The 12,492-nt window shown below is 63.6% G+C and carries 13 protein-coding genes; 10 read left to right on the forward strand and 3 right to left on the reverse strand.

What is annotated here, in order from left to right; translation table 11 throughout:
- From ACK41X_RS19810 to ACK41X_RS19840, 7 genes are all read left to right on the forward strand, one after another.
- Positions 1-539: GMC oxidoreductase (locus ACK41X_RS19810; RefSeq protein ID WP_409726817.1), on the forward strand; the 539-nt coding region annotated here is incomplete at its 5' end.
- 162 nt (positions 540-701) lie between these two features.
- Positions 702-1,958: a GTP cyclohydrolase II gene (locus ACK41X_RS19815; protein WP_409726819.1), complete on the forward strand. Its 1,257-nt coding sequence runs from the start codon at positions 702-704 to the stop codon at positions 1,956-1,958.
- Positions 1,959-2,082: 124 nt separating this feature from the next.
- A complete protein-coding gene (locus ACK41X_RS19820) occupies positions 2,083-3,312 on the forward strand; it encodes a URC4/urg3 family protein (RefSeq protein ID WP_409726821.1) in 1,230 nt (409 codons plus the stop codon).
- Positions 3,313-3,347: 35 nt separating this feature from the next.
- Entirely contained in the window at positions 3,348-3,977 is a 630-nt protein-coding gene (upp, locus tag ACK41X_RS19825) for a uracil phosphoribosyltransferase (protein WP_409726824.1), read from the forward strand.
- A gap of 242 nt (positions 3,978-4,219) precedes the next feature.
- Positions 4,220-5,374: a CaiB/BaiF CoA transferase family protein gene (locus ACK41X_RS19830; protein ID WP_409726826.1), complete on the forward strand. Its 1,155-nt coding sequence runs from the start codon at positions 4,220-4,222 to the stop codon at positions 5,372-5,374.
- 25 nt (positions 5,375-5,399) lie between these two features.
- Positions 5,400-6,593: an acyl-CoA dehydrogenase family protein gene (locus ACK41X_RS19835; protein WP_409726828.1), complete on the forward strand. Its 1,194-nt coding sequence runs from the start codon at positions 5,400-5,402 to the stop codon at positions 6,591-6,593.
- A 58-nt stretch (positions 6,594-6,651) separates the two neighbouring features.
- Complete coding sequence (locus ACK41X_RS19840) at positions 6,652-7,881, forward strand: hypothetical protein (RefSeq protein WP_409726830.1); 1,230 nt, start codon at positions 6,652-6,654, stop codon at positions 7,879-7,881.
- On the opposite strand, the gene ACK41X_RS19845 is transcribed toward ACK41X_RS19840, so the two are convergent.
- Genes ACK41X_RS19845 through ACK41X_RS19855 form a run of 3 tightly spaced genes read right to left on the reverse strand, consistent with a single transcriptional unit; the run spans position 7,854 to position 10,337 of the window.
- Positions 7,854-9,689 (reverse strand): carbamoyltransferase, encoded by a 1,836-nt coding sequence (locus ACK41X_RS19845; RefSeq protein ID WP_409726832.1) that lies wholly within the window; start codon positions 9,687-9,689, stop codon positions 7,854-7,856. The two genes, ACK41X_RS19840 and ACK41X_RS19845, sit on opposite strands and share 28 nt — an antisense overlap.
- A gap of 14 nt (positions 9,690-9,703) precedes the next feature.
- On the reverse strand, positions 9,704-9,856 hold the full coding sequence (locus tag ACK41X_RS19850) for a DUF5989 family protein (protein WP_409726834.1): 153 nt from the start codon (positions 9,854-9,856) through the stop codon (positions 9,704-9,706).
- Between the two features lie 7 nt (positions 9,857-9,863).
- Positions 9,864-10,337 (reverse strand): SxtJ family membrane protein, encoded by a 474-nt coding sequence (locus ACK41X_RS19855; protein WP_409726836.1) that lies wholly within the window; start codon positions 10,335-10,337, stop codon positions 9,864-9,866.
- A 242-nt stretch (positions 10,338-10,579) separates the two neighbouring features.
- Here ACK41X_RS19855 and ACK41X_RS19860 point away from each other — a divergent pair, with 242 nt between their 5' ends.
- The 3 genes from ACK41X_RS19860 to ACK41X_RS19870 all read left to right on the forward strand — a co-directional run.
- Positions 10,580-11,350 (forward strand): ABC transporter ATP-binding protein, encoded by a 771-nt coding sequence (locus tag ACK41X_RS19860; protein WP_409726838.1) that lies wholly within the window; start codon positions 10,580-10,582, stop codon positions 11,348-11,350.
- Positions 11,351-11,366: 16 nt separating this feature from the next.
- A complete protein-coding gene (locus tag ACK41X_RS19865) occupies positions 11,367-12,149 on the forward strand; it encodes an ABC transporter permease (RefSeq protein ID WP_409726840.1) in 783 nt (260 codons plus the stop codon).
- Positions 12,146-12,492: ABC transporter permease (locus ACK41X_RS19870; protein WP_409726842.1), on the forward strand; the 347-nt coding region annotated here is incomplete at its 3' end. The genes ACK41X_RS19865 and ACK41X_RS19870, both read left to right, overlap by 4 nt.

The following is a 12,492-nucleotide window of genomic DNA, read 5'->3' on the forward strand; positions in this document are numbered from 1 at the left end:
CGTTCAAGCCGGCCTTCGAGGATACCTTTGCCTGCCGCATCGTGGTGCTGCGCCCGGAGAGCCGCGGCACCATTTCACTCGCATCCGCCGATCCGTCCGCGCATCCGCAGATCCGGCAGAACCTGCTCGCCACCGACAGCGACTGGCAGACGCTGAAGGCGGCAGTTGCGATGTTCGGCGAGGTGGCCAACCAGAAGGCGCTGAAGCCCTTCATTGCGCGTCAGATCGCTCCGGGTGCCAACATCAAGACCGACGCTGAATTCGAGACCTTCATCCGCAATACGGTCGTCACAACGCATCACCCGTGCGGCACCTGCAAGATGGGCTCGGCCGGCGATGCGATGACGGTGGTCGATCACGAGCTGAAGGTGCGGGGCGTCGAGGGGCTGCGCGTCATCGATGCCTCGGTCTTCCCGGACATCATCGGGGCCAACATTAACGCCGCGGTCATCATGATCGCGGAACGCGCGGCGGATTTGATCAGGTCTTCTCGTCATTCCAGGGCGGTCGCCGAAGGCGGCCGAACCCGGAATCCATAAGCGCGATTGAGCGTATGGATTCCGGGCTCGCGACTTTGCCGCGCCCCGGAATGACGGCGATTCCCCCTTGCCCAAGGCAAAAGCCGTCGTTATCTTTCCTTTTTGAAGCCACTCCTTCCGGCGCAGCCGGTCGAGGGCTTTTTGCTTTTGTGGAGCAAGCGAATGTCCACGAACCGGGACGGCCATATCCGTCTCACTTCGCATCCCGGCCACAGGACGCCGGGGCGTTTCCCGATCCGCTGGGGTGCCCCCACGGCGAGGGAGCGCGGGCCGGTCATCGGCACCGTCAATGCCGGACCTGACCGCAATGCGATCGGCGCCCATGGCGGCTCCTATGCCCTCTACCGCGCGCTGGCGGTCTCCTCGGGCGCACTCAATCCGATTGCGCGGCCCGATCTGACCGACACAACGCCGGTTGCCGACATCGGACCGTTTCCGCAATGGAGCGGCGCCGAGCGGATCGTCTCGCTCGACCCTTGGGGCCACCGGGTCGCGGAGGATTTCCGCACCGAGATTGCCGAAGGCGTCGACATCCGTCCGACCATTGCCGTCACCAAGGCGCGGCTGACGCTCCCCGAGCTCGACCATTTCTTCGATAACGGCTTCATCAAGGTCGACGGTGAAATAGTGCACAATGCGCGCGACGTCGCCGTCACCAAGGCTGCAGTCGATCCGGTCTGGTACCTGCCCGGCATCGCCGAACGCTTCGGCACCACCGAAGACAAGCTTCGCCGGACCTTGTTCGAGCAGACCGGCGGCATGTATCCGGAGCTGGTGACGCGGCCGGACCTGTCGGTGTTCCTGCCGCCGATCGGCGGCATCACGCTGTACATTTTCGGCGATCCGCCGGCGTTAGCCGATCCGAAGAAGAAGCTTGCCTGCCGGGTGCATGACGAATGCAACGGCTCCGACGTGTTCGGCTCCGACATCTGCACCTGCCGGCCTTATCTCATCCACGGCATCGCTGAATGCATCCGGGAGGCGCAGAACGGCGGCGTCGGACTCATCGTCTATAATCGCAAGGAAGGCCGCGCGCTCGGCGAAGTGACGAAGTTTCTCGTCTACAATGCGCGCAAGCGCCAGCCTGGCGGCGATCAGGCTGCGACCTATTTCGAGCGCACCGAATGTGTTGCGGGCGTGCAGGATGCGCGTTTCCAGCAGCTAATGCCGGACGTACTGCAATGGCTCGGCATCACCAAGATCGACCGCTTTGTGTCGATGTCGAATATGAAATACGACGCGATCACCGGTTCGGGTATCGACATCGTCGAGCGCGTGCCGATCCCCGACGACATGATCCCGGACGACGCCAAGGTGGAGATGGAAGCCAAGAAGGCCGCCGGTTATTTCACGCCGGAAGGCGCGCCGACCGAGGAGGAGCTGAAGTCAGTGGTCGGCCGCAACCTGCGGGACTTTTAGTTCGCGCCATGCACGGCTCCATCCCCGCTCATCCCCGCGAAAGCGGGAATCCAGTCCCCTTGTATAGCGCGACGCGTGTGGTTCTGGGTCCCCGCCTTCGCGGGGACGAGCGGAGCGTGTGCTGATGCTCACTGCGGCCGTCGACTCGCTCCTGTCTGCTAAAGCTGTTCGCGAACGCGCGCATGAAATGCTCACGGCGGCGGAACGCGGCGAGCTTGCAAACTTCACGCTCGATCTCAAAAAACTTCCCGCCACGGCGACATTCGTTGCGCAGGTGATCCGCGAGAATTATCCCGTGCTACAGGTGCCTCTGCATGCGCGCTGGCGGCATTTCCGGCTCGGCGGCATCGGTCTCTGGCCGCAGATTGTCGCTGCGCGGCGATGGACCGATCCGGCAGCGCAAGCCCGTGCGGCTTTCGATCTTGCCATCGTCTCGGTGCTGCTCGATGCGGGTGCGGGGCCGGACTGGCGTTATCGCGACGGCGTGACCGGCATGCAGGTCTCGCGATCGGAAGGGCTTGCGATTGCAAGCCTGCGCATGTTCGAGGCCGGTTACTTTTCGGCCGATCCAGCCGATCCGCTGCGGGCCGACGCGCGCGAACTGGCGGCGTTCACGGCGGACGATCTCGCACGTGGCTTCCAGGTCAGCGACCACAATCCGCTGACCGGGCTCGAAGGCCGCGCGGCGCTGATCGCAAGGCTCGGCAAGGCGGTGCTCGGCCATCCGGCGGTGTTCGCGACGCAGGACGATGCGCGGCCGGGCGGCCTGTTCGATCATCTCGCGTCGATTGCGGGCGGCGAGCCGCTGCCCGCACCGGAGATTTTGCGTGCTGTGCTGCTTCACATGGGGCCGATCTGGCCCGGCCGCATTGCGCTCGATGGCGTCTCGCTCGGCGACACCTGGCGGCATTCCGCCATCGTCCGCAGCGACGAGACCAATGGTCTGATCCCGTTCCATAAGCTGTCGCAATGGTTGACCTATTCGCTGATCGAGCCGTTGCAGGAGGGGGGCGTGACGGTCGCCGATCTCGACGGGCTCACCGGGCTTGCTGAATACCGCAATGGCGGCCTGTTCCTCGATGCCGGCGTGATCGCATTGCGCGATCCGGCGGCAGCTGGGCAAGGGCACGAGGTATGGTCTGAGCTCGTGGTGGAATGGCGTGCGCTGACGGTGGCGCTGCTCGATCGGATCGCGCCGCTGGTGCGGCATGAACTCCAGCTCGACGCGGCGGATTTCCCGCTCGGCGCCGTGCTGGAAGGCGGTACTTGGGCCGCGGGCCGCCGGCTCGCCAACCAGAAGCGGCCAGGCGGGTCGCCGCCGATTCATGTTATCAGCGACGGGACGGTATTCTAGCCATTTCGAGGACCGCCGGTTCTTTGGAGTCCATGATGCGCGGCGTGACTGTTGTCGATCATCCACTGGTACAGCACAAGCTTACCTTGCTGCGCGACAAGCAACGATCGACGAAAGCGTTTCGCGAGCTGTTTCGCGAGATCGGCAATCTGCTCTGCTACGAGGTGACGCGCGACCTGCCGCTCGAGATGATCGAGATCGAAACGCCGTTCGCAACGATGAGGTCGCCGATCCTGTCCGGCAAGAAGCTGGTCCTGGCGCCGATCGTGCGCGCCGGCATGGGCTTCCTCGAGGGCATGCTCGAACTCGTGCCCGCTGCGCGCGTCGCCCATATCGGATTGTATCGCGATCCGCGCACGCTGGTGGCGGTAGAATATTTCTTCAAGGCGCCCGACGACATCGCCGAGCGGCTCGTGCTGGTGCTGCATCCGATGCTCGCGACCGGCAATTCCGCGGTCGCCGCAGTCGACCGGCTCAAGGAAGCAGGCGCAAAGTCAATTCGGATCGTCTGCTTGCTGGCAACGCCACAAGGCGTCGACAAGGTGCAGGCGCATCATCCCGACGTGCATATCTGGACCGCAGCGATCGATGAGGAGCTGGATGCGTCGGGATATATTGTGCCGGGCGTGGGCGACGTGGGCGACCGCATGTACGGGACGAAGTGATCGCGTCGTGACCGTGCGCCATACTCCGCTCATTCCCGCGAAGGCGGGAACCCATAGCTTGGCTCTGGGTCTCCGCTTTCGCGGGGACGAGCGGGAAAGGTTTGCGGCTTAACTTTTTTCGCCGCCCGTCGGCGTCTTGCACATGCACGAACGCTCCGAGCAAAATTTGATATGTCAAACGCCTCGTTGACATAGCAACTTACGCCCCTCTACCTCGCCGCAGAGGAAGGACCAAAACGCGCATGGCTTTGCCGCTGGAAAACATCACCGTCGTCGAACTCGGCCACAGCGTCGCAGCGCCGATTGCGGGACTGGCGCTGGCCGAGCTCGGCGCCACCGTGATCAAGGTGGAAAATCCGCACGGCGGCGACGATGCGCGTAACTGGGGCCCGCCCTTTCTGCATGGCGCGGCCGGCATGTTTCAGGCCATCAACCGCAACAAGTATTCGGTCGCGCTCGACCTGAAGGACGGCGAGCAGCGCGAGGCACTCCGCCGCTTCATCGTCGAGAAGGCGGACGTCGTGGTGCAGAACATGCGCCCTGGTCTGGTCGAGCGCTATGGCCTCGAGGCGGCGACCTTGCGCAAGGACAAGCCGCAGTTGATCTATTGCAATCTCAGCGCATTCGGCGCTGCCGGCCCGTTGAAGGATACGCCGGGCTACGATCCGCTGCTGCAGGCGTTCGGCGGATTGATGAGCGTCACCGGACATGAAGGTGCGGAGCCGGTGCGCACCGGGCCGTCGATCATCGATCAGGGTGCCGGCATGTGGGCCACGATCGGCGTTCTTTCGGCGCTCATCCGCCGCAACCAGACCGGCGAGGGCTGCGAGGTCAGCACCTCACTGTTCGAGACCGCGCTATCCTGGATGTGCATGGCAACCGCGATGTATCTCGCATCGGGCAATGTGCCCAAGCGCGCCGGGTCCGAAAATGGCGGCATGGCGCCCTACAAGGCCTACGAGGCGACCGACGGGTGGGTGGTGATCGCGGCGGCGAACGACAACCTGTTCCGGCGATTCGCGCAGGCGGTCGGCCATCCGGAATGGGCGGACGACCCGGATATGAGTTCGAATTCGAACCGGGTGCGCAACCGCGTAAAGGTCAATGCGCTGGTCGCCGACGTGATCAGGACGAGGCCACGACAATACTGGATCGATGCGCTCGCGGCGGCGTCCGTTCCCTGCGCGCCGCTGCAATCGCTGGACGAAGTGCTGAATCATCCGCAAACCAAGGCGGTGGAAATGCTGCAGCAAAGTGCCGACGGCAAGTTCCAGCTGATGGGGCTTCCGCTGCAATTCGACGGCAAGCGGCCGGCCTTCCGGAAGAATCCTCCCGCACTCGCGGAGGACAACGACCTGCTTCTGCCCGGAAGCACAGCAAGCCGCACCACTGCATAAGCGGCGCGACAAAAAGGATAAGATCATGGACGCCATCAACGCGGATGCTCTCAACGTTTCGGTCCCGCTCGGCGAGGACTATCCCGAGATCCGCGAGGGCGTGCGCGCGATCTGCAAGAAATATCCGGGGGAATATTGGCGCAAGCTCGAAGACAATGACGATTATGCGGAAGAATTCATCCAGGAACTGACCGACGCGGGTTATCTCGCTGCTCAGATTCCTGAGGAATATGGCGGCTCCGGGCTTCCGCTGCGCGCAGGCTGCGCAATCCTCGAGGAGATTAACGCCAATGGCTGCCAGGCCAATGCCGGCCATGCCCAGATGTACATGATGGGTATGCTGCTGCGGCACGGCAATGAGGAGCAGAAGAACAAGTACCTTCCGGGTATCGCCGCGGGCAAGATCCGCTTTCAGGCCTTTGGCGTCACCGAACCGACCACCGGGTCCGATACGCTGAAACTGAAGACCCGCGCCGAGAAGAAGGGCGACCGCTATATCGTCAACGGCCAGAAGATCTGGACCTCGCGGGCGCACAAGTCCGATCTGATGACGCTTCTGGTGCGCACCACGCCCGCCGATCGGGTGAAGAAGCGCACAGAGGGATTGTCAGTGCTGCTGGTCGACGTGAAAGACGCGCTCGGCAAGGGGCTGTCGATGCAGCGCATCGACACCATGATCAATCACCAGACCAATGCGCTGTTCTTCGACAATCTCGAAGTGCCGGCGGAGAACCTGATCGGCGAGGAAGGGCAGGGCTTCCGCTACATTCTCACCGGCATGAATTCGGAGCGGCTGGTCGCTGCCGCGCAATCGTCTGGCGATTGCCGCTTCTTCATCAACAAGGCGGTGGCCTATTCCAAGGAACGCGAGGTGTTCGGCCGCCCGATTGGCCAGAACCAGGGCATCCAGTTTCCGCTGGCGCGTTGCTACGCCGAGTGGAAGGCGGCCGACCTGATGATCCGCGCCGGCTGCGCCTTGTTCGAGGCCGGCCAGCCCTGCGGCGAGGAAGCGAATATGGCGAAGCTGCTGGCCAGCGAGGCAGCCTGGCACGCGGCGGAAGCCTGCATGCAGACCCATGGCGGCTTTGCCGCCGCGCGCGAATTCGACGTCGAGCGCAAGTGGCGCGACGCCCGCATCTCGCTGATCGCGCCGATCTCGACCAATCTGATCCTCGCCTATATCGGCCAGAACGTGCTGGGCATGCCGCGCTCGTATTAGGCAACAGACGTGGCACCTGCTATTCCGTGCGCTGGTCCGAGCCGCTATAAGGCGCGCCATGTCGCCGCGATTGTCAAACTGGCTGAAACAGGGCGCGCTCCTTGCCGCGAGCTTTTTGTTTGGATTGCTTCTGATCGAAGCGATGCTGCGGCTGTTTGGCTGGTCGCATCCCCTGTTTGCGCAGCCGGATCGCGATCTCGGTTGGTCGTTCCGTCCCGGAGTGAGCGGCTGGTCGAGCCACGAGAACACCGCGTTCCTGCGGATGAACCGGTTCGGCTTTCGCGGCGCCGACTGGACGCGCGAGCCGGGCGAGGGGACGCTGCGCATCGCCATGCTGGGCGACTCGTTCCTCGATTCGTCGAACCTTGCCGACGAGCACGATCTCGCTCGCGTTGTCGAAAGCGCCCTTAACACCTCATGTCCGGCGCTGGCGCCCCGCAAGGCCGAGGTGCTGAATTTCGGCGTGTCGGGTTACGGCACCGCGCAGCAATATCTGCTGCTGGAGCAGCGGGTGGCCGAATTCCGGCCCGCTGTCGCGGTGCTTGCCTTCTATGCCGGCAACGATGTTGCCAACAACAGCCGTTCCCTCAGCCCCGACGGACAGAAGACCAAGCCCTATTTCACGATGGCGCCTTCCGGCGAGCTGCAACTCGACATGAGCTTTCGCGACAGCAACACGTTTCGCAAGGCGCTGCAATCGGACTGGCAGCGGCGACTCGTGAACGCATCCTATCTGCTGCAGGCTCTCAAACAGGTGGCGCGGGGCCGCCCGGTCATTCCGGAACCGCTGGTTTATGACAACAGCTCTGCGGACAAACCGCAGACCCTGTTCGGCGCAGAGAACGAGGCGCTGTTTTCGCCGCCCTCCGGCGAGGCCTGGCAGTCCGCCTGGGCGGTGACGGAGAAATTGTTGTTGCGCATGCGCGACCGCACCACGCAGCAACGAATCGACTTTGGCGTGGCGATCGTTCCCGATCCGGTTCAGGCAGTGCCGGGCGAGGCCTGGCGCGATGCGCTGGCACGCCGGATCAAGGCCGAGGACATTGACTATCCGGTCCGGCGCATCGCGGATTTCGCCACGCAGAACAACATCAAGAATCTCGATCTGCTCGCACCCTTGCGAGCCTATGGCGATCGCGAGCAGGTGTTTCTCTATGGCTTTCCGCCGAAGCTCGGCAACGGCCACCTGAACGAAACCGGCAGCAGGGTCGCGGGGAAAGAGATCGCGGACTGGCTGTGCCGGGACTTCGTGCGGCAGGCTCAGTCCAGCGCAAAGGCGCCTTTGTAATCGCGCTTGAGCGCGGCATCCTGCTCGTCTTTCACCAGATAGAGGTTGCCCACTGCAAGCGCGTCGAGCTCGGTGCCCATGAAGCAGCGGAAGGCGTCTTCCGGGGTACCGACGATCGGCTCGCCGCGCACATTGAAGCTGGTATTGACCAGCACCGGGCAGCCGGTGCGCGCCTTGAATGCCGTCAGCAACGCATGGAAGCGCGGATTGGTGTCCTCGTGCACAGTCTGCACGCGGGCCGAATAATCCACATGTGTTACCGCCGGAATCTCGGAGCGGGGCACGTTGACCTTCTCGATGCCAAACAGCGCGTGTTCCTCAGCCGTCATGGCGCGCTGGCGCTGTCGTGCCACGTCCGCGACCAAGAGCATATATGGGCTGTCGCAATCGAGATCGAACCAGTCGGATACGTCGCTGCGCAACACCGCCGGCGCAAAGGGGCGGAACGATTCCCGGTACTTGACCTTGAGATTGAGTGCCGATTGCATGGCGGGCGAGCGCGCATCGGCGATGATCGAACGGTTGCCGAGCGCGCGCGGCCCGAATTCCATCGCGCCCTGAAACCAGCCGAGCGCCTTGCCAGCCTGCAGGTCACCGGCGGCGCGCGCGACCAGCGCGTCATCATCGAGCCGCACGAAGCGCGCGCCGGCCGCAGTCAGGCGCTGTGCAGCATCGTCGTCGTCGAAAGCGGGACCGAGATAAGAGCCGCGCATACCGTCGATCGCGCCGGAGGTGTTGCGCGGTCCTTTCTTGTAGAGATGATAGGCGGCAAGCGCCGCGCCCACCGCGCCGCCCGCGTCCCCTGCCGCCGGTTGAATCCAGATACTTTTGAAAGCGCCGTCGCGCAGCACCTTGCCGTTGGCGACGCAGTTCAGCGCCACGCCGCCGGCGAGACAGAGATTGGGCAACCCGGTCTCGGCCGCGAGCGAACGGGTCAGCCGCAGCACAATTTCCTCTGTCACCGCCTGAACCGAAGCGGCAAGGTCCATCTCGCGCTGGGTTAGCAGCGTTTCGGGATTGCGCGGGGGCGCACCGAACAGCCGGTCGAACTTCTCGTTCGTCATGCGAAGCCCGGTGCAATAATCGAAATAGGATTGGTCAAGCCGGAACGAGCCGTCGGGCTTAACATCGATCAGGTTGTCGAGGATGGTCTGTGCGAATTTCGGTTCGCCATAGGGGGCAAGCCCCATCACCTTGTATTCGCCGGAATTGACCTTGAAGCCGGTGTAATAGGTGAAGGCCGAATAGAGCAGGCCGAGTGAATGCGGGAAATGCAGCTCTTTGAGGATTTTCAGGTCGTTGCCGCGGCCTAGGCCGGTTGATGTTGTGGCCCATTCGCCGACGCCGTCCATGGTCAGGACCGCGGCTTCCTCGAACGGGGAGGGGAAGAAGGCCGATGCCGCGTGGCTCTGGTGATGCTCGGTGAAAAGGAGCTTGCTCTCGAGATCGAAATCTGCCGCATAGCGTTTCAGTTCGTCGCGTAACAGCTGCTTCTGGAACAGCTTCTCGCGCAGCCAGAGCGGGATGGCCATGCGGAAGGAGCGAAATCCCTTCGGCGCGAAGGCGAGATAGGTTTCAAGGAGCCGCTCGAATTTCAGGAACGGCTTGTCGTAGAACACCACGTAATCGATGCCGTCGAGCTTGGTGCGCGCTTCATCGAGGCAATAGGACAGCGCATGATGCGGGAACGATGCGTCATGCTTCTTGCGGGTGAAACGCTCCTCCTGCGCGGCCGCAACGATCTTGCCATCGACGACCAGCGCTGCGGCGCTGTCGTGGTAGAAGGCGGAAAGGCCGACGATGCGCATCCGGCAACGTCGCTCTAAAAGATCGTGTAGATGAAGGGCGCAACCGCCGAGCCCTTGGTGAGCACGATCAGCGCGCCGAACACCGCCATCATGATGAAGATGGGGAGCAGCCAGAATTTTTTGCGGGCGCGCAGGAACACCCAGAATTCGCGCAGAAACGACAGCATCCGGGCCTCAGAACTGGTTTTTCATGGTGTCGGGGGTGGGGCCGGGCGGCTCGCGCGGAATCCAATAGCTCTTGGCCGCCGGATCGCGCCGCAGCCGCAACGGATCCTTGCCGAAGGCGCGCATCACGAGGCCGATGGGTGCGACCGTCGCATAGAACAGGAGCCCGAGCACGACCGGGCTCACGATTTTTGCGAGCAGCAGGCCGAAGCGCAACCACAGCCGGTTCAGCGGTGCGAGCGCTGCCGGCCGGATCAGGGCCAGCGCGCCGAAGATGGCGGCCACCGCCAACGCCCACCAGCGTGGGCCCGGCGCGGCCCCGACGACCAGCGGCCACAGCCCGACAATGGCGAAAAAAACCGCCATGACGATGCCGAAGGCGCGCTCCGAAGAGCCCTCGATGACCTCTTCGCGGGAGAAGTCTTCATGCATGGCGGTTGCGGCGGCGATCCGGTGAACGGGCGTCGAACGGGTTCTAGGCATGAAACATCGGAATTTCCGGGTCAACCGCGATCTTGGCAGGCCCAGGGGCCGGCCCGATCTACACCGAGGGGTTGCAGCTCCGCTGCCAGCGCTGCCGGATCGCAGCACATGTCCAAGGATCGCGCTGCCCATAACGCTTGCAATCGCTGCATCCAAGCCGCGCTTGCCGGCTTCCGGAGCGCCCGCTATCGTCGCCCGGAAAACTGGATACGGGATACCGATGACCGGATTGCGGCTGCACAATGATCTCAATTGAAGGCCTTTCCAAAACCTTCGACACCCAGCGCAACCGGCCACATCTCGCGATTTCCGACATCGACCTGAAGGTAGGCGACGGGGAGTTCGTGTCGATCCTGGGCCCGTCCGGCTGCGGCAAGTCCACGCTGCTCTATATCGTCGGCGGCTTCGTGCCGCCATCGACCGGTGCCGTGCTGGTTGACAACAAGCCGGTCGAGGGGCCGGGCCCGGACCGCGGCCCCGTGTTTCAGGAATTCGCGCTGTTTCCCTGGAAAACGGTGCTCGGCAACGTCATGTACGGACTGCTCGAGCAAGGCGAGAACCGCAAGGCCGCCGAGGCGCGGGCGCGCGAATTGCTCGCGATGGTCAATCTGACCCGCTACGCCGATTTCTACCCGAAGGAATTGTCGGGCGGCATGAAGCAGCGCGTCGCCATCTGCCGCACGCTCGCTTACCGGCCGAAAATCCTCCTGATGGACGAGCCGTTCGGCGCGCTCGACGCCCATACCCGCGTGAAGCTGCAGAACGAATTGCTCGATATCTGGGAGCGTGACCGCAAGACCGTGCTTTTCGTCACCCATAGCGTGGAGGAGGCCGTGTTTCTCTCCGACCGGGTGATGGTGATGACGCGCTCGCCCGGCCGCATCAAGGAGATTGTCCCGATCGATCTGCCGCGGCCGCGCCACCGCGCCGAACTGCTGGTCAACCGCAAGTATCAGGACTACGTGGTCGATATCGAGAAGATGATGGACCACCAGGAGGACGAGGCGGCATGAGCGTGAGTCTTTGCGCATGAAGAATCTCACCGCGATACCGGGCGTGCCGCCGCTGATCGCGTGTTTTGCGCTGCTGGTTGCGTGGGAGATCGGCGGGCGGATCATGGCGCTCGATTCGCTGCCGACCGCGATCGAGACCCTGCGCGATCTTCCCGCGATCCTGACCGACCCGCGTTCGCTCAACGATATTCTCTCCTCGATCCGCCGCATGGTCATCGGCTTCGTGCTGGCCTTCCTGTTCGCGGTGCCGGTCGGGCTGATGATGGGCCGCAGTAAGAAGGTCGCGGCCTTCTTCAATCCGCTGTTCATGGTGATCTATCCGGTGCCGAAGGCGGCGCTGATGCCGATCATCATGCTCTGGCTCGGCATCGGCGAAGCATCGAAGACCCTGGTGATCTTTCTCGGCGTGACGCTGCCGCTGATCTACCACACCTATCAGGGCGCGAAGGCGGTCGGCGAGAAGCTGCTCTGGTCCGGCGCGGCGATGGGGATGAATGCGCGCGAGCGCCTGCTGCGCATCGTGCTGCCCGCGGCCCTGCCCGAAATCATGGTCGGCTGCCGCACCGGACTCGTACTGGCGCTGATCACCATGGTGACCAGCGAGATGATCGTGCGGCAGGCCGGAATCGGCAATCTTCTGTTCAACTCGCTCGATCTCGCGCAATACCACACAGTCTACGCCACGATCGTGATCGTCGGCGTGCTCGGCTTCGTGCTCGACTTGATCTTCGAGCGGTTCCGCAACGTCGTGGTCGGCTGGGCCGATCCGGTGCACCAGATCGCGGTGGGCTCGGCATGACCGCCCGCGCGCGCCTCTCGGAGCTTGTGATCGGGATGATCCCGATTCTGCTGCTGCTCGCGCTCTGGCAATACCTCACCGTCACCAAGATCGCTCCTGCGACGCTGTTGCCGCCGCCGGGCGCGGTCTTCGGCCGCTTTGCGCAATTGCTCGTCGATCCGGTATTTCTGGGTCATGCCGGAACGACGCTTTACCGGCTGTTCTGGGGCTTCGGGCTAGCAGTGGTCGTGGGCGTGAGCCTCGGTATTGCGGCGGTCGGAAGCCCGCTGATCGGCGCGCTGCTGCTCGCGCTGGTGCGGGTACTGGCGCCGGTGCCGAAAATCGCTCTGTATCCGGCCTTCAT

Source organism: Pseudorhodoplanes sp. (assembly GCF_046289595.1).
Taxonomy (GTDB): domain Bacteria; phylum Pseudomonadota; class Alphaproteobacteria; order Rhizobiales; family Xanthobacteraceae; genus Pseudorhodoplanes.

Bases quoted from the DNA above. Each gene is read 5' to 3' on its own strand.
- ACK41X_RS19815 (WP_409726819.1), top strand. From the start codon at position 702: ATGTCCACGAACCGGGACGGCCATATCCGTCTCACTTCGCATCCCGGC.
- ACK41X_RS19820 (WP_409726821.1), top strand. From the start codon at position 2,083: ATGCTCACTGCGGCCGTCGACTCGCTCCTGTCTGCTAAAGCTGTTCGC.
- upp (WP_409726824.1), top strand. From the start codon at position 3,348: ATGCGCGGCGTGACTGTTGTCGATCATCCACTGGTACAGCACAAGCTT.
- ACK41X_RS19830 (WP_409726826.1), top strand. From the start codon at position 4,220: ATGGCTTTGCCGCTGGAAAACATCACCGTCGTCGAACTCGGCCACAGC.
- ACK41X_RS19835 (WP_409726828.1), top strand. From the start codon at position 5,400: ATGGACGCCATCAACGCGGATGCTCTCAACGTTTCGGTCCCGCTCGGC.
- ACK41X_RS19840 (WP_409726830.1), top strand. From the start codon at position 6,652: ATGTCGCCGCGATTGTCAAACTGGCTGAAACAGGGCGCGCTCCTTGCC.
- ACK41X_RS19845 (WP_409726832.1), bottom strand. From the start codon at position 9,689: ATGCGCATCGTCGGCCTTTCCGCCTTCTACCACGACAGCGCCGCAGCG.
- ACK41X_RS19850 (WP_409726834.1), bottom strand. From the start codon at position 9,856: ATGCTGTCGTTTCTGCGCGAATTCTGGGTGTTCCTGCGCGCCCGCAAA.
- ACK41X_RS19855 (WP_409726836.1), bottom strand. From the start codon at position 10,337: ATGCCTAGAACCCGTTCGACGCCCGTTCACCGGATCGCCGCCGCAACC.
- ACK41X_RS19860 (WP_409726838.1), top strand. From the start codon at position 10,580: ATGATCTCAATTGAAGGCCTTTCCAAAACCTTCGACACCCAGCGCAAC.
- ACK41X_RS19865 (WP_409726840.1), top strand. From the start codon at position 11,367: ATGAAGAATCTCACCGCGATACCGGGCGTGCCGCCGCTGATCGCGTGT.